This is a genomic window from Ruegeria sp. H4, from assembly GCF_056533065.1.
On the sequence record NZ_JBQFOC010000001.1, the window covers coordinates 1096259 to 1110665 of the forward strand.

At 56.3% G+C, this 14407-nt stretch carries 17 protein-coding genes and 1 pseudogene; 9 read left to right on the forward strand and 9 right to left on the reverse strand.

From position 1 onward, the window contains the following. Positions 1 to 3: 3 nt before the first annotated feature. Both ACR0KG_RS05525 and ACR0KG_RS05530 read right to left on the reverse strand, forming a co-directional pair. Positions 4 to 612, reverse strand: coding sequence for an HdeD family acid-resistance protein (locus tag ACR0KG_RS05525; RefSeq protein ID WP_480826711.1), 609 nt, complete (start codon positions 610 to 612; stop codon positions 4 to 6). 62 nt (positions 613 to 674) lie between these two features. Then, positions 675 to 1367 (reverse strand): NAD-dependent deacylase, encoded by a 693-nt coding sequence (locus tag ACR0KG_RS05530; protein WP_480826712.1) that lies wholly within the window; start codon positions 1365 to 1367, stop codon positions 675 to 677. Positions 1368 to 1395: 28 nt separating this feature from the next. Between ACR0KG_RS05530 and ACR0KG_RS05535 the strand changes: the two genes are divergently transcribed. Continuing rightward, entirely contained in the window at positions 1396 to 1857 is a 462-nt protein-coding gene (locus tag ACR0KG_RS05535) for a low molecular weight protein-tyrosine-phosphatase (RefSeq protein ID WP_480826713.1), read from the forward strand. On the opposite strand, the gene ACR0KG_RS05540 is transcribed toward ACR0KG_RS05535, so the two are convergent. Both ACR0KG_RS05540 and ACR0KG_RS05545 read right to left on the reverse strand, forming a co-directional pair. After that, the gene (locus ACR0KG_RS05540; RefSeq protein WP_480827332.1) at positions 1824 to 2786 is read right to left on the reverse strand and encodes a LysR family transcriptional regulator; all 963 of its coding nucleotides are present in this window, start codon (positions 2784 to 2786) and stop codon (positions 1824 to 1826) included. The genes ACR0KG_RS05535 and ACR0KG_RS05540 overlap by 34 nt on opposite strands. Before the next feature lie 65 nt (positions 2787 to 2851). Next, a complete protein-coding gene (locus ACR0KG_RS05545; RefSeq protein WP_480826714.1) occupies positions 2852 to 3160 on the reverse strand; it encodes a hypothetical protein in 309 nt (102 codons plus the stop codon). A 245-nt stretch (positions 3161 to 3405) separates the two neighbouring features. Between ACR0KG_RS05545 and ACR0KG_RS05550 the strand changes: the two are divergent. Together ACR0KG_RS05550 and lepA are read left to right on the forward strand one after the other, a co-directional pair. After that, positions 3406 to 3960 (forward strand): annotated as a pseudogene (locus ACR0KG_RS05550) (RNA ligase family protein). A gap of 87 nt (positions 3961 to 4047) precedes the next feature. After that, a complete protein-coding gene (gene lepA / locus ACR0KG_RS05555; protein WP_480826715.1) occupies positions 4048 to 5847 on the forward strand; it encodes a translation elongation factor 4 in 1800 nt (599 codons plus the stop codon). 32 nt (positions 5848 to 5879) lie between these two features. Here the strand turns inward: lepA and ACR0KG_RS05560 are convergent, their stop codons facing one another. The 3 genes from ACR0KG_RS05560 to ACR0KG_RS05570 form a co-directional block, all read right to left on the reverse strand. Continuing rightward, positions 5880 to 6548, reverse strand: a complete 669-nt coding sequence (locus ACR0KG_RS05560; protein WP_480826716.1) for a Fic family protein — start codon at positions 6546 to 6548, stop codon at positions 5880 to 5882. A 12-nt stretch (positions 6549 to 6560) separates the two neighbouring features. Beyond that, the gene (locus tag ACR0KG_RS05565; protein WP_480826717.1) at positions 6561 to 6740 is read right to left on the reverse strand and encodes a hypothetical protein; all 180 of its coding nucleotides are present in this window, start codon (positions 6738 to 6740) and stop codon (positions 6561 to 6563) included. A 1515-nt stretch (positions 6741 to 8255) separates the two neighbouring features. Next, positions 8256 to 8393 carry an entericidin A/B family lipoprotein gene (locus tag ACR0KG_RS05570; protein ID WP_353006163.1) on the reverse strand — a complete coding sequence of 46 codons (138 nt, stop codon included), beginning with the start codon at positions 8391 to 8393 and terminating at the stop codon, positions 8256 to 8258. Between the two features lie 254 nt (positions 8394 to 8647). On the opposite strand from ACR0KG_RS05570, the gene ACR0KG_RS05575 reads away from it, so the two are divergent. The 6 genes from ACR0KG_RS05575 (at position 8648) to ACR0KG_RS05600 (ending at position 12411) form a co-directional block, all read left to right on the forward strand. Beyond that, positions 8648 to 9280, forward strand: a complete 633-nt coding sequence (locus tag ACR0KG_RS05575) for an ATP-dependent Clp protease proteolytic subunit (RefSeq protein ID WP_480497281.1) — start codon at positions 8648 to 8650, stop codon at positions 9278 to 9280. A gap of 134 nt (positions 9281 to 9414) precedes the next feature. Then, positions 9415 to 10680 (forward strand): ATP-dependent Clp protease ATP-binding subunit ClpX, encoded by a 1266-nt coding sequence (gene clpX, locus ACR0KG_RS05580; RefSeq protein ID WP_170530864.1) that lies wholly within the window; start codon positions 9415 to 9417, stop codon positions 10678 to 10680. Between the two features lie 66 nt (positions 10681 to 10746). After that, on the forward strand, positions 10747 to 11127 hold the full coding sequence (locus ACR0KG_RS05585; protein WP_170530862.1) for a RidA family protein: 381 nt from the start codon (positions 10747 to 10749) through the stop codon (positions 11125 to 11127). 70 nt (positions 11128 to 11197) lie between these two features. Next, positions 11198 to 11581 carry an NADH:ubiquinone oxidoreductase subunit NDUFA12 gene (locus tag ACR0KG_RS05590; RefSeq protein WP_480826718.1) on the forward strand — a complete coding sequence of 128 codons (384 nt, stop codon included), beginning with the start codon at positions 11198 to 11200 and terminating at the stop codon, positions 11579 to 11581. Between the two features lie 12 nt (positions 11582 to 11593). After that, a complete protein-coding gene (gene mlaD / locus ACR0KG_RS05595; protein ID WP_480542172.1) occupies positions 11594 to 12046 on the forward strand; it encodes an outer membrane lipid asymmetry maintenance protein MlaD in 453 nt (150 codons plus the stop codon). Next, positions 12043 to 12411, forward strand: coding sequence for a DUF2155 domain-containing protein (locus ACR0KG_RS05600; protein ID WP_480542174.1), 369 nt, complete (start codon positions 12043 to 12045; stop codon positions 12409 to 12411). Before mlaD ends, ACR0KG_RS05600 begins: the two co-directional genes overlap by 4 nt. Here the strand turns inward: ACR0KG_RS05600 and aat are convergent. Together aat and accC are read right to left on the reverse strand one after the other, a co-directional pair. Beyond that, positions 12366 to 12998 (reverse strand): leucyl/phenylalanyl-tRNA--protein transferase, encoded by a 633-nt coding sequence (gene aat, locus ACR0KG_RS05605; RefSeq protein ID WP_480826719.1) that lies wholly within the window; start codon positions 12996 to 12998, stop codon positions 12366 to 12368. The two genes, ACR0KG_RS05600 and aat, sit on opposite strands and share 46 nt — an antisense overlap. Positions 12999 to 13049: 51 nt before the next feature. Beyond that, entirely contained in the window at positions 13050 to 14399 is a 1350-nt protein-coding gene (gene accC / locus ACR0KG_RS05610; RefSeq protein ID WP_170530853.1) for an acetyl-CoA carboxylase biotin carboxylase subunit, read from the reverse strand. Between the last annotated feature and the right edge of the window lie 8 nt (positions 14400 to 14407).

Consider the following 14407-nt stretch of genomic DNA (forward strand, 5'->3'; position numbering starts at 1 on the left):
TCCCTAGTGATGAATGGTCTTCATGCCGATCCGGTTGTTGGCGCTGCGCAGGCGGTTTGCCAGCCAGAACATGACAACCGCAATGGCAAGCGCCGAGAAGGCAATCGCCCATCCCAGCGCGACCAGTGCAATGGCGGGCCAGATCATCAACACCAGACCCACGATCAGTGCCGCAATCCCCGAACCGCGCATCGAACCGCGTTGCGGATCACGCTCATTCATCTGCTGCGACGCAGCCAGCGAGCCGATACCAATAATCAGCGCCCAGGCCCCCAACAGGAAAAAGGCCAACTTCACGGTGCCCTCAGGCCAGATCAGCAAGATCAGTCCGATCAGTACTGCACCGATGGCTGCGCCACCCAACAGGCCCCGGCGTCCGACCCCAAGCAGCGTTAACCCGCCATCAATGACCAGCAGGGCCCCAACCAGACGCAGCAGCAAGGCAATGCTGCCAGAGGGCCAGAAAAGCGCGGCAATACCAACAGCACCGGCCAAAATGCCGCGAATTAAGAAGGTCCACCAAAGACTGGACAACTGAGCGCTAAGCTGGTCGCGGTCGGCCATGCTGCCGTCTTCGAGAATTTCACCAGTTTTTGGGTCTTGATCTGTCATGGTGCGGCTTCTCCTGAAGGAGGTGATGCGTTTGGTCTTACAATTTTGCTGCTCATGTTGTCTTAAGTCTTAGCCATCAGCAACCGATCAACCCATCTGGGTACAGTTTCGGTTGCTTTGCCCAGCAACCGTTCATCGAAACCACCACCTGTCGGCTCCAGATTGATTTCAATGGTGTGCGCCCCTGCTGCCTGCGCTTCGTGCACAAAGGCAGCGGCGGGGTAGACCTGTCCAGACGTGCCGATTGCGGCAAAGATCGAAGCGGTGGCGAGATGATCGAAAATCTTGTCCATATGATAGGGCATCTCGCCGAACCAGACGATATCAGGCCGTCCGGACGGTGCGTCGCAGGCCGGGCAGGGCTCGTCAGGGGCCATTTCTGGCGGTGCTGTCCACCGATGGCCACAATCCCCACACAATGCACCAGACAGGATACCATGCATGTGGATCACCCCGGAAGCGCCGCCAGCCTCGTGAAGACTGTCGACGTTTTGTGTGACGATGACCACATCGCCGGGCCAATCCTGTTGCAACCGGGCAAGGGCCTTATGCGCGGCATTGGGGTGGACCTGAGCAGCCTGAACCCTGCGGGCATTGTAGAACCTCTGAACCAAAGCCGGATTCCGGGTAAACGCCTCGGGCGTCGCGACGTCTTCGATCCTGAGTTGTGCCCATAGCCCGTCTTCATCCCGAAAGGTGCTGAGCCCGCTTTCGGCGGAAATACCTGCTCCGGTGAGAATGACGATCTTTTCCATGTGCCCTCTGCGCGGTAGAAGATTGCTTATGACACAGCGTATCCTCTTTGTGTGTTTGGGCAATATCTGCCGCTCGCCTGCAGCCGAGGGTGTGTTTCGCGCCAGCGCCCCACATCATACAACCGACAGTGCCGGAACCGCGGGCTGGCATATTGGCGGCCCGCCCTATGGTCCCATGCTATCTGCGGCACGCGCCCGCGATGTCGAACTGGGTGATCTTCGCGCAAGGCAGTTTGTGGCTAAGGATTTTAATCAGTTCGATCTGATCATAGGAATGGATGCCGACAATATCGCGAATATCGAGGCCCTTAGGCCGGATGGAAACAACACGCCCGTTCGGCTGCTGACAGAGTTCGCACCTCAGGCCGGTGCAGATCATGTGCCAGACCCATACTATACGCGGGATTTTGACGGGGCGTTGGACTTGATTGAGATCGCCGTCGCAGGGTTGGTCGATCACCTGGATGGATCGTCCAGCACCTTCAATTGATCACTGAGCCAGGGCAGTTTCGCCGTCGCCGGGTCAATGATCTGGCTTTGCATCAGCCGCCGCATCATGCCCGCAACCTCTTGCGGCACCTGATCTGACCAGTCCGTGCGGGTGAACAATGAAATGGTCCGGGCAAATGCGCCAAACGGACAGGGATGAGCCTGCATCTCGTCGTGAAACCGCGCCGCGCGCATATAGCCCAGCGGCGTTGTGATCGCCCAGCCCAGACCGCGCGCAACCATCGCCATCATCGCCAGGTGTGATCCGATCTCGAACCGTTCTTCGTATTCAACTTGCTGGCGTGCCAGGTGGCCTTCGATCTGGCGGCTGATCAGTTGTTCACGCGCGTAGCGCAGAAAAGGCAGGTCCTGCACGACGGTCTGCGCATCACCCGCGCCCGCCGGGGCGACCAGTATAAATGGATCCTGCACCAACGGATATTCAATGACACCTTCCAGCACTTCGCCGCTATGGGCGGAAACGGCCAGATGCAAGCGCTGGGCGTCCAACTCGGCAAACAGGTCCAGACTGGGTAGGGTGATCAGCTTGAATTTTGATCGGGTCAGGCTGTCAGCCAGCAGTGTCGCGAGCCGAGGTGTCAGGTCATTGTCGAAATCGTCGATCAGGCCGATGGACAAGGTGGTGAGATGCCCCAGATCCATCACGGTCAATTCGCTTTGGGCCAATTGTAGCTCGGCCAGAACAGCCTGCGCGCGGGTCAGAAAGCTGCGCCCGGCCTGGGTCAGCCGCATTGGCCGCCGCCCGTGATCGACCAGATCGGTGCCCAGTGCCTTTTCCAGATTGCGCAATTGCTGGGAAACCGAAGGCTGGCTGAGCCCCGTGATCTCGGCCGCCTGCGCCACCGATCCGGTCCGTGCAAGAGCCTCAAACACCTCTAGGCCCCGCAGGGTCAGCCCTTTCATCACCATCGCACATACCTTTCGCTGCGCCATTTCTGGGGCGCAGCGTGCATCAGGTCAAGGACTGACAGGGGTTAGCTGCAGATCGCCTGCGCCATCTGGCCAAAGTTCTGATATCGATCCCAAAGCGCATCATCGCGCGCGGTCTGCGACATCTTCAACTCCTGCGCCTGATGTGGGTCCTCGAACCATTTCGAGACGGTCTTTTGATCACTGCGCGTCAACGCCTGATCCGCCACGCGCTGAATGCAACTGCACCGATCCCGCGTCGCCGCCTGACGATCTGATGCCAGACACGCCCGCTTGATCTGAGACGCGTCTGCAACCGGAGCAATCGCCGTCAGCGATGCCGTACAAAATGCGATGAGGAGGAACTGTTTCATGCTAGAGCCTCGTTCTTTGCCTGCCCGGAGGGGTCTTGTGCCCCTCTCAGTCTGCGGCGGAGTATGAATCAAAGTGGATTCGGGATCAATCGGGTGCTTCGAAAAAGTGATTGCACACATGGTTGATGTCGCGTTTTCTGGCCCGAGTTTGCTTAGAATTCATTCGCGAGACGAATATGCTTAAGAAATACGGGCGTACATTTCATTTGCCGCAATCTCCCGGTGCCACCAGCGATGACAAGATCATGTCCAGCGTTGACGCGTTGGTGTCGGCTGACGAGGTGGTTTTTACTGAAAAGATGGATGGCGAGAACACGACTATTCACAGCCACGGCTGTCACCCCCGCAGTATTGACGCACGATACCACCCGTCTCGAGATTGGATGAAGGCCTTCGCAGCCGGAATTTCGCCGCAGCTTGCCGAAGACGAGCGCATTGTTGGTGAATAACTGTTTGCGTGCCACTCCATAGCGTATTCGGCATTGCCGACCTATTTCCTTGGGTTCGCGTGGGTGAAGCGGGACATGGTACAGTCTTGGGACGCGACGCGTTCACGCTTCGTCGAGCTTGGGATCACCGCTGTGCCCGAACTCTATCGCGGGCGGTTCTCTGCTAAGGTCGTGGCGGATGTGATAGCAGACTTGAATCTGGATACGCAGGAGGGGTTTGTCGTTCGCACAACGGCTGCGTTTAACGAGGAAGACATGCCCACTCACCTCGCGAAATATGTGCGCGAGGGCCACGTTCAAAGCGAGACGCATTGGATGAACGCGGAGTTGGTCAAAAACAGGTTGCTCTGAACGGTCTGAGGCCTCGCAATCAAAGGGTTTCGCTGGGGACTCGTCCCACCTTGACCACAGCCCATTTCCGACGCATATCCCCAACCCATGACAGACCTCGCTCATATCCGCAATTTCTCCATCGTCGCGCATATCGACCATGGCAAATCCACCCTTGCTGACCGGCTCATCCAAGAGACCGGAACGGTCAAGGATCGCGACATGAAGGAACAGCTGCTCGACAGCATGGATATCGAGCGCGAGCGTGGCATCACCATCAAGGCCAACACGGTCCGCATCGACTATACCGCCGACAATGGCGAGGCATATGTGCTGAACCTGATCGACACCCCCGGCCACGTGGACTTTGCCTATGAGGTCAGTCGGTCCATGCGTGCGGTCGAGGGCTCGCTGCTGGTCGTTGACTCGACCCAAGGGGTTGAGGCGCAGACGCTGGCGAATGTGTATCAGGCCATCGACGCCGATCATGAGATCGTGCCGGTGCTGAACAAGATCGACCTGCCCGCGTCCGATTGTGACCGCGTGGCCGAACAAATCGAGGATGTGATCGGCATCGACGCCACCGACGCCATTCAGGTCAGCGCCAAGACAGGGCAGGGCATCCACGAAACGCTTGAGGCCATCGTCCAGCAACTGCCCGCACCGCAGGGCAATCTCGACGCGCCGCTCAAGGCGATGCTGGTGGATTCGTGGTACGACGCCTATCTCGGCGTGATCGTTCTGGTCCGCATTATGGACGGCACGCTGAAAAAGGGCATGCGGGTCAAGTTCATGTCGAACGGCACCCTGCATCATGTCGACCGCGTCGGCGTTTTCCGCCCCGAGATGGAGATGGTTGACAGCCTCGGCCCGGGTGAGATCGGCTTTCTCACCGCCTCGATCAAACAGGTCCGCGACACCCGTGTCGGTGACACGATCACCAATGACCGCAACGGGACTGAAATTGCGCTGGACGGGTTCAAACCCGCGCAGCCGGTGGTGTTCTGCGGTCTCTTCCCCGTGGATTCAGCCGAATTCGAAGACCTGCGCGATGCAATTGACAAACTGGCGCTGAACGACGCCAGCTTCAGCTTTGAAATGGAAACCTCAGCCGCACTTGGCTTTGGCTTCCGCTGCGGCTTCCTCGGCCTTCTGCACCTTGAGGTCATCCGCGACCGCATCGAACGCGAATATGATATCGAGCTCATCACCACCGCACCCTCGGTGATCTATCACGTCTACATGAAAGACGGCGAAATGATCGAGCTGCACAACCCCGCCGATATGCCTGATCCTTCAAAGGTCGACCATATCGAGGAGCCGCGCATCAAGGCGACCATCTTGGTTCCGGATGAATACCTCGGCGACGTGCTGAAACTCTGCCAGGACCGCCGCGGCATCCAGTTGGACCTGACCTATGCGGGCAGCCGCGCCATGGTCGTCTATGACCTGCCGCTGAACGAGGTTGTCTTTGACTTCTACGACCGCCTGAAATCGGTGACCAAGGGCTATGCCAGCTTCGACTACCAGATGACCGGCTATACCGAGGACGCGCTGGTCAAGATGTCGGTGCTGGTGAATGACGAACCCGTTGATGCGCTCTCGACCATGGTTCACCGCGACCGGGCCGAGATGCGAGGCCGGGCGATGTGCGAAAAGCTCAAGGACCTGATCCCGCGCCACATGTTCAAAATCCCGATCCAGGCCGCCATCGGAGGCAAGGTCATCGCCCGCGAGACCCTCTCGGCCCTGCGTAAGGACGTGACCGCAAAGTGTTACGGAGGCGACGCCACGCGAAAACGCAAACTGCTGGACAAGCAGAAGGCGGGGAAAAAGAAGATGCGGCAGTTCGGGAAGGTGGATATCCCACAGGAGGCGTTTATTAGCGCGTTGAAGATGGACAGCTAAGACTGTCCATTTCCAGATTCTCTATGTGTTGCTTATTTTGCGACCGCATTGTCGAATGCGCTGCGCAACTGAGTTGCAAGCATGGAGCCAAGCAGATCCTCCATCGCTTTTACTGTATTTTCAGTAAAAGCTTGTTCTTCTTTGAACATTGCGTCGGCCGCTTCAAGGGCATCATAGTAAGGATGCCTGTTGGCAACAATTTGCTCTGGGATAGTGTCAACGCCAGGGAACAAAGCTCCTGATTTTGCGCATAACACCAAATATGAAGCGGCACGCGATGTTCTGCCGTTTCCGTCCGTGAACGGATGAATCCAGTTAAGTCGCCACATTACGAATGCTGCTAAATGGATCGCGCTTCGTTCTCCGAAGTTATCATTGACGTAATCGCAAAGTTCTTCAATCAGTTCTGGAACTAGAAATCCATCCGGCGGTGAGTGCTTACTTTCTCCAATTTCAATTCCAGCAGGTCGCCAGTTTCCCGCGTAGGCATCCAAACCTTCGATCGCCGTGCGATTCAAAGCCAATAAAGTAGATGGGCGGAGCCGAAATGGCCGCCCGTCTACTATTTCCAATACCAATTGCCGAACAAGCTCTGTTTGCTGGAGGGCATTTGATGCTTCAAGTTTTGCTTTTTCCAGATCGTCTTCAACGATTGCAGCGTTTTCGGCCTGACTGTGCCGCACTCTGCTGTCATCACTCATTGTATGGTTCTCTCACAGTCCAAGTTGGCGCGCTTGTTCTTCAACCATCTCTTTTGTGATTTTAGAGTTTTCGAACGCGGAGTTGCCATATGCAAAACTGCGGCGCTGAGCGACGACTTCATCAGCAGTCATCTCTACTTCCTTCGATTTCTCAATGAGATAATCCAAGTCATTGAGTTGCTTTTCTGTCATGCTCAATCTCCCAATTTTAGTTTGCTTTGATTCCGAGGTTATCTCAGGTTTTTCCCAGCGCATAACTAAAAGTAGTTTAAACTTCCTGATTTGTGCCAACATTTAGGTGTAGTGAGTCACCCATGCCACATCGGAGCGCTTACCTAGTCGGTCTCTGCTCTCCGATCAAGAGGTAAAAAATAACTGGGGTTGCAGCGTGAGAATTCAAGATTCTAGGCATAGGTGTTACGAGCGAATTTCAACCAACCCACCCGCCCGACGGCACCGCCGGGCCGCGCCGACCCGCGCCCGTCAAACCAAAGGTTTGCCTCCGGCAAAACGGGCGGCGCGTTTGCGCCCCCGGGGGCTCCGCCCGTTCGCGGCTGAATTCGTCCACTGGACGAATTCCGAGACGCCGCTCACCCCCTCAGGCCGGCGCGGCCCTCAGTTCTGTTGATCGACCGCTGTCAGCGACTAAAGCCGCGCTGAAGCGCAGATGAAGCTTTCCTTAGAAAAGTTGTAACCGGCACGCGCCCTTCCAATCTGTCTAACAGGACAGAGGGGATTTACGCCGTAGCCTGCGGATCAGAACGACCTACAGCACTGTTCTGGCCTGACAGGCGAACCGGAGCGTCTCCGGCCTGATCGAGAGTAGGGGGTACAAGCTGCCTAAGCGGGCAGCGTTTAGTAGGTATTTATGATCAGGTCGGGACGCTTCTCAGAGCGCCAATCCGCAGGGCTGGGCGCTTTTCGATTCGGGCTCAACCAAAGCGGGATTCGTCGGTTTGCGATTGAACATGGCCTTCGCAGGTGCAGCATTGCCTGAAATTTGCGCGTTTTCGATCTGTTCGGAGTTTTCCACGCGCAAGCAGGCCAGTTTGCAAAACTTCTCGATTTATCCACATCGCCCTCCCGGCGGATATCAACAGGTTATCCCCGTCTAATTTTCATGCTGCAGTGCTATTTTCTTGCCGGTATTGGGCGCCAATGTAACAGTAAGGTTACCGCAGCACTTCCTCGGAACAGGCAGCGGGGCGCAAGGGCCAGGGGCCAACGCAGGATCGGGTGGATTTTAGGATTTACGCGGATTTGCAGGGGCTTACCGGTTGCTGGACAGTCGAGTTGGGTGTCAGATCCCGGGTTGATAGATCAGCTTCTCAAAATGGATCTTGTGCGCTGTGACGGCCTTCGGGTCGAAACGGCAGTCGCAGCTTCGAAAGGGGCTGAGGCAACTGGATCAGGGTGCCCCTCGGGGTGTGCTGACCCGGCAAGGCGTCAGGAGTGTCCGCAAGGATACATGCAAAGACCGCGTCTGCGCACCTGACGCCTTTTCCTATTCTGGTTCCATACAGGCATCATTCAAGACCCCTTCGAATGGAAACGGGGTTCCTTCGTGCGAACGAAAGAACCCCGTCTTTGCGTCAGATAATGCAATGCCGCGTCTATGCACCTGTAGCGCAAGACTAGTGGTTTTGGATCAGGAGATCAACAATATGTTGATGAATTTTGGCGCGGCTCCGCAATATACTGGGCCGGTCAGATGTTCTCTTGAACCTCAGTGGCCGCGTTCTGGATTGCATCCCCGGCGTTTTCGATATCTTTGCCCGCGCCTTTGGCGGTTTCGCAGGCGGTCAGGGCAAACAGGCTCAGGCCAATCAGGATTGCTCGGATCATACTCGTCTCCTTGGTGGTCGATCATGATTTCGGTAGCACCTTTTCACAAGCGGGACCAGCATCAGGGGCGCTGTTCGTGACAAAAGCGGCAAGCCCGGGTGAATATGGCCTGAGTTAGCACCAGCGATCAACAATCTCACAATCGGCCTGCGAAGTGAGGTGCACCCCTTGCAGCCCCCCAAAGGCAACACTAAGACTCGGGTAACACTTGTTGGGATACTCTCCCGATCCATCGCAAAGCAGGCAGGTTAAGAATGTTCGATCCCGTAGAAACCTACATGAATACGCTTGTCCCCATGGTTGTCGAGCAGACCAGCCGGGGTGAGCGCGCCTATGACATCTTCTCGCGTCTGCTGAAAGAGCGGATCATTTTCATCAACGGCCCGATCCATGATGGGATGAGCCATCTGGTGGTGGCGCAGCTGCTGCATCTTGAGGCGGAAAACCCAAACAAAGAAATCTCGATTTACATCAATTCGCCCGGCGGCGTAGTGACCAGTGGTTTGTCGATCTACGACACAATGCAGTACATCAAGCCGAAATGTTCGACATTGGTGATCGGTCAGGCGGCCTCGATGGGGTCGGTCCTGCTCGCCGGTGGCGAGAAGGGTATGCGCTTTTCGCTGCCCAACAGCCGCATCATGGTGCACCAGCCCAGCGGTGGCTATCAGGGTCAGGCGAGCGACATCATGATCCACGCGGCCGAGACGCAGAAACTGAAAGATCGCCTGTATGACATCTATGTGCGCCATACAGGGCAGACAAAAAAGGCGGTTGAAAAAGCGCTGGATCGTGACAATTTCATGAGCCCGGAAGAGGCCAAGGACTGGGGCCATATCGACGAGATTGTCGAGAACCGCGCCAAGATGGACACGGAAGAAGCCTAAGAAACATGCCTGGCGCCATCGGCGTCGGGCGCATTTTTGAGATTGTAGCCGCCACAGTGCTGGCCTAAGCTGCATGAACATGCGCAAGCGCGGCCCCGAATAAGGGGCAGTGGACGAAGCCCGAAAGGTAGATCATGGCGACGAATTCAGGCGGTGACAGCAAAAACACGCTCTACTGTAGCTTTTGTGGAAAAAGCCAGCATGAGGTGCGCAAGCTGATCGCGGGTCCGACCGTTTTCATCTGCGATGAGTGTGTCGAGCTTTGCATGGACATCATTCGGGAAGAGACCAAAGCCAGCGGGCTGAAATCTTCTGATGGGGTACCAACGCCCAAGGACATTTGTGAGGTGCTGGACGACTATGTCATCGGTCAGGCCACGGCAAAGCGTGTTCTCTCGGTGGCGGTCCACAATCACTACAAACGTCTGAACCACGCGCAAAAGGCCGGCGGTGATATTGAGCTGGCGAAATCCAACATTCTGTTGATCGGCCCAACGGGTTGCGGCAAGACGTTGCTGGCCCAGACGCTGGCGCGCATTCTGGATGTCCCGTTCACTATGGCAGATGCAACCACTCTGACCGAGGCGGGCTATGTGGGTGAAGATGTCGAGAACATCATCCTCAAACTGCTGCAGGCCAGCGAGTACAATGTCGAACGCGCGCAGCGCGGGATCGTCTATATTGACGAGGTCGACAAGATCACGCGCAAATCAGAAAACCCATCGATCACGCGCGATGTCTCGGGCGAAGGGGTGCAGCAAGCGCTGCTGAAGCTGATGGAAGGCACCGTTGCCAGTGTACCGCCTCAGGGCGGCCGCAAGCACCCGCAGCAGGAATTCCTGCAGGTGGACACGACCAACATCCTGTTTATCTGCGGCGGTGCTTTTGCAGGGCTGGACAAGATTATTGCACAGCGTGGCAAAGGCTCTGCCATGGGTTTTGGTGCTGATGTGCGTGAGAATGATGATCGCGGCGTGGGTGAGATATTCAAGGACCTGGAACCCGAAGACCTTCTGAAATTCGGTCTGATCCCGGAATTTGTTGGCCGCTTGCCGGTTCTGGCGACTTTGGAAGATTTGGACGAAGACGCACTTGTCACCATTCTGACCAAACCCAAAAACGCGTTGGTCAAGCAATATCAACGTCTCTTCGAACTCGAAGACGCCGAGTTGGCCTTTACGGATGATGCGTTGAAAGCGATTGCCAAAAAGGCGATCGAACGCAAGACCGGCGCGCGCGGGTTGCGATCGATCCTCGAAGATATCTTGCTGGACACGATGTTCGAGCTGCCGGGCATGAAGAACGTGACCGAGGTGGTCGTGAACGAAGAGGCCGTGACCTCTGTCGCCCAACCTTTAATCATCTATGCCGAGGCGGCTGAATCTGCGTCAGCCGGCTAAGCAGTTCGACCGAATTGATGAAACGGCGCGGTAAACCCGTGCCGTTTTTCTGTACAGGAGGGTTAAATGATTAGAAGAATTCATTCTGGCGGAGAGTATGAAGAGAAGGTTGGTTACTGCAGAGCGGTGGTAGCGAATGGCTTCGTATTTGTGGCAGGAACATGTGCCCAAGGCGAAAACATCCCGAAGGATGTAATTTCTCAATGCAAATCGTCGTTGCACGCTATCGAAAAAGCGCTGGCTGAGGCGGGCGCAGGTTTTGAAGACGTCGTGCGCGTAAACTATTACCTGCCCGATATGTCAGAATTTGAACAATGCTGGCCTCTGCTAAAAGAGGCCTTTGGCCTCAACCCTCCAGCAGCGACAGTCATTGAGTGTAATCTGATTACGCCAGAGGATCGTATCGAGATAGAAGTAACGGCCGCGTTGTCGGAAAAACGCGGATGATTTCTGTGGCACTGGACCTTGGCGCGCCTTTGGTCCATACCATTCCCGAGCACTTTGCCGGAGGCACCTGATGGGCATTCTGAACACTCTTCTGCGGGCCGTGACCTGGTGGAACGGGGCAACCCTGAACACCCAGATTTATACCGCGCGAAAAGGTGTGAAAGTTGGCGAAGACAACGAAGGCAACGTCTTCTATCGCAATGCGGATGACAGCAAACGCTGGGTAATTTTCAATGGCGAGGCCGAAGCCAGCCGCGTTGATCCAGAATGGCATGGCTGGTTGCACCGCACTTGGGATGAACCGCCGACCGATAAGCCGCTGCCTCATAAATCTTGGGAAAAACCGCATCAGGAAAACCTGACGGGCACTGCTCTGGCTTACACCCCGGCAGGATCGCTGCGCAGACCTGATCCGGTCGAGCGCAAAGACTATGAGGCCTGGAGCCCCGAATAACAGAGGCGAGCAATGTCGACCCATAATTGGACCGAAGTCATTGTCGGTGGTGCCGTTCTGGCGGTTGCCGTGTCATTTGGCGTTTATGCCAGCCAGTCGACGGGCCTGTCGCAAAGCAGCGCGGGTTATGAGCTGGGGGCCTCCTTCCGGTCGCTTGAAGGGGTCGGTGTGGGGACTGATGTGCGTTTGGCCGGGGTCAAGATCGGCACCGTAACCGACGTCGATCTGAACCCAGATACCTATCGCGCCGATACGACTTTTACGATTGCGGATGGGATCCTTGTTCCGGATGACAGCGCGATCGTTATCTCGTCCGAAGGTCTTCTGGGTGGAAATTTTGTTGAGGTCATGCCGGGCGGCTCACCGTTCTTTTTCGAGCCGGGGGACGAGATCGAAGATACCCAAGGCGCGGTCAGCCTGATTTCACTGCTCGTCAAATTCGTGGCCGGAGACGGCGGCGAATGAAGCATTCGGTGCTGATGGCAATCGCGTTCTGCGCAACGGCTGCATCTGCGCAGCAGAAGGTAGAATCTGGCCCTGGTGCCATGTTGCGCGGCTTGGACAAAGTAAACGGCCAGACCATCGATATCGAAATGCAAAACGGCGACACCCAGCCTGTGTTTGGATTGGATGTAGCCTTGGGGGATTGTCGGTACCCGGCGGACAATCCCACAGGCGATGCGTTTGCCTATCTGACGATCTGGGAAAAAGGCAAAGCAGATCAGCTGTTTGACGGTTGGATGATTGCGACGTCACCGGCGCTTAATGCTTTGGATCATGCGCGCTATGACGTCTGGGTGATCCGCTGTATCACACCATCCGCTGATTGAGGAATATCAGCGGAAAAATCAGCGCTTGCGTTGATCGCTTCTTCAAGTGCTTCACGATATGTACCGCGTGGAATTTCGATGGCGCCAAGCGAGGCAAGGTGAGTTGTCAAGAACTGCGTATCAAATAGTTTGAAACCCGTTTGTCTAAGCCGGTCGACCAGATAGGCCAGGGCGATTTTTGAGGCATCAGTACGCCTCGAAAACATGCTTTCGCCAAAAAAAGCCGCCCCCAACACGACGCCATAGACGCCGCCAACCAGCTTGTCGTTATCCCATACCTCAAGTGAATGGGCGTGACCTGCCATGTGTAATTGATCGTAAAGCTGTCGCAACTCGCCGTTGATCCAGGTATCCACCCGGTCTGAGCAGCCATCGACGACGCCGTTGAAATCCTGATCGATTGAGATGTCAAAGCCGGATCTACGCAGGCTCCGGGCCAGACTGCGCGAAATATGAAACCCGTCCAGAGGGAACACGCCCCTGTATTTTGGGTCGACCCAGAACAGCTCTGGGTCATCCCGATGTTCTGCCATGGGAAAAATGCCGATGGAGTAGCCATGCAGCAAAAGTTCCGCAGTCAAGCTCATTAGAAAAACCCGAAGGCCGGAGGATTGGTTCCATCCGGCCTTCCAGACAGGTTAGTCTGCCATATTCTCCGCAAGCCAGTGCTCCAGCCAGTGGATGTTGTATTCGCCGCTATGTAGATCAGGTTCCTGCAGCAGCGCGTGGAACAGCGGTACGGTGGTGTCGATACCGTCAACGATCAACTCTCCCAATGCGCGTTCAAGGCGCGCCAGCGCCTCGGCCCGGTCGCGCCCCTGTACGATCAGCTTTGCGATTAGCGAGTCGTAGTAGGGCGGGATCGAATACCCGTCATACAACGCCGAATCCATCCGCACGCCCAGACCGCCCGGCGCATGATACGCCGTTATCTTACCGGGGCAGGGTGAGAAATTGGGTAGTTTCTCTGCATTGATCCGAACCTCGATGGCGTGGCCTTCGATTTCCAGGTCGTCCTGAGTGAACGACATCGGTAGGCCTGAGGCGACGCGGATCTGCTCGCGCACAAGATCGACGCCGAAAATGCCTTCGGTTACCGGGTGTTCCACCTGCAAGCGGGTGTTCATCTCGATGAAATAGAACTCACCGTTTTCGTACAGGAACTCGATGGTGCCTGCACCGATATAGTTGATCTTCGCCACAGCATCGGCGCAGATCTTACCGATCCTGGCGCGTTCTTCAGGGGTGATGCTGGGGCCGGGGGCCTCCTCAAACACTTTCTGATGGCGGCGCTGCAACGAGCAATCGCGCTCGCCCAGATGGACCGCGTTGCCCTTGCCGTCGCCAAAGACCTGAATCTCGATATGGCGCGGCGTGGTAAGGTATTTCTCGATATAAACCTCGTCATTGCCAAAGGCGGCCTTGCCTTCGGCGCGTGCGGTCATGAAGGCGCTTTCCATTTCATCAGCGTTTTGGGCAACTTTCATTCCACGTCCACCGCCACCAGCGGTGGCTTTGATAATGACGGGATAGCCGAACTCCTCACCAATTCGCTTTGCGTCTTCCAGCGTAGGAACACCGCCATCGGAACCGGGTACACAAGGAACGCCCAGTTCTTTCATTGTGTCCTTGGCGGTGATCTTGTCACCCATGACACGAATGTGCTCGGCGTTCGGGCCGATAAACGTGATGTCATGATCTTCGACGATCTGCACGAACTCGGCATTCTCCGACAGGAAGCCATAGCCAGGGTGAATCGCCTGTGCGCCGGTGATCTCACAGGCCGAGATGATCGCTGGCATAGACAGGTAACTTTGCGGGCTGGGCGGAGGGCCGATACAGACAGATTCGTCTGCCATGCGCACATGCATCGCGTCGCTGTCGGCGGTGGAGTGGACGGCGACCGTCTTAATCCCCATCTCGCGCGCGGCGCGGATGACGCGCAGGGCGATCTCGCCTCGGTTGGCAATCAGGATCTTGTCGAACATGGGCCCGC

Excerpts from the sequence above, each read along its gene's own strand:
- ACR0KG_RS05525 (WP_480826711.1), bottom strand. The coding sequence starts at position 612 with ATGACAGATCAAGACCCAAAAACTGGTGAAATTCTCGAAGACGGCAGC.
- ACR0KG_RS05530 (WP_480826712.1), bottom strand. The coding sequence starts at position 1,367 with ATGGAAAAGATCGTCATTCTCACCGGAGCAGGTATTTCCGCCGAAAGC.
- ACR0KG_RS05535 (WP_480826713.1), top strand. The coding sequence starts at position 1,396 with ATGACACAGCGTATCCTCTTTGTGTGTTTGGGCAATATCTGCCGCTCG.
- ACR0KG_RS05540 (WP_480827332.1), bottom strand. The coding sequence starts at position 2,786 with ATGGTGATGAAAGGGCTGACCCTGCGGGGCCTAGAGGTGTTTGAGGCT.
- ACR0KG_RS05545 (WP_480826714.1), bottom strand. The coding sequence starts at position 3,160 with ATGAAACAGTTCCTCCTCATCGCATTTTGTACGGCATCGCTGACGGCG.
- lepA (WP_480826715.1), top strand. The coding sequence starts at position 4,048 with ATGACAGACCTCGCTCATATCCGCAATTTCTCCATCGTCGCGCATATC.
- ACR0KG_RS05560 (WP_480826716.1), bottom strand. The coding sequence starts at position 6,548 with ATGAGTGATGACAGCAGAGTGCGGCACAGTCAGGCCGAAAACGCTGCA.
- ACR0KG_RS05565 (WP_480826717.1), bottom strand. The coding sequence starts at position 6,740 with ATGACAGAAAAGCAACTCAATGACTTGGATTATCTCATTGAGAAATCG.
- ACR0KG_RS05570 (WP_353006163.1), bottom strand. The coding sequence starts at position 8,393 with ATGATCCGAGCAATCCTGATTGGCCTGAGCCTGTTTGCCCTGACCGCC.
- ACR0KG_RS05575 (WP_480497281.1), top strand. The coding sequence starts at position 8,648 with ATGTTCGATCCCGTAGAAACCTACATGAATACGCTTGTCCCCATGGTT.
- clpX (WP_170530864.1), top strand. The coding sequence starts at position 9,415 with ATGGCGACGAATTCAGGCGGTGACAGCAAAAACACGCTCTACTGTAGC.
- ACR0KG_RS05585 (WP_170530862.1), top strand. The coding sequence starts at position 10,747 with ATGATTAGAAGAATTCATTCTGGCGGAGAGTATGAAGAGAAGGTTGGT.
- ACR0KG_RS05590 (WP_480826718.1), top strand. The coding sequence starts at position 11,198 with ATGGGCATTCTGAACACTCTTCTGCGGGCCGTGACCTGGTGGAACGGG.
- mlaD (WP_480542172.1), top strand. The coding sequence starts at position 11,594 with ATGTCGACCCATAATTGGACCGAAGTCATTGTCGGTGGTGCCGTTCTG.
- ACR0KG_RS05600 (WP_480542174.1), top strand. The coding sequence starts at position 12,043 with ATGAAGCATTCGGTGCTGATGGCAATCGCGTTCTGCGCAACGGCTGCA.
- aat (WP_480826719.1), bottom strand. The coding sequence starts at position 12,998 with ATGAGCTTGACTGCGGAACTTTTGCTGCATGGCTACTCCATCGGCATT.
- accC (WP_170530853.1), bottom strand. The coding sequence starts at position 14,399 with ATGTTCGACAAGATCCTGATTGCCAACCGAGGCGAGATCGCCCTGCGC.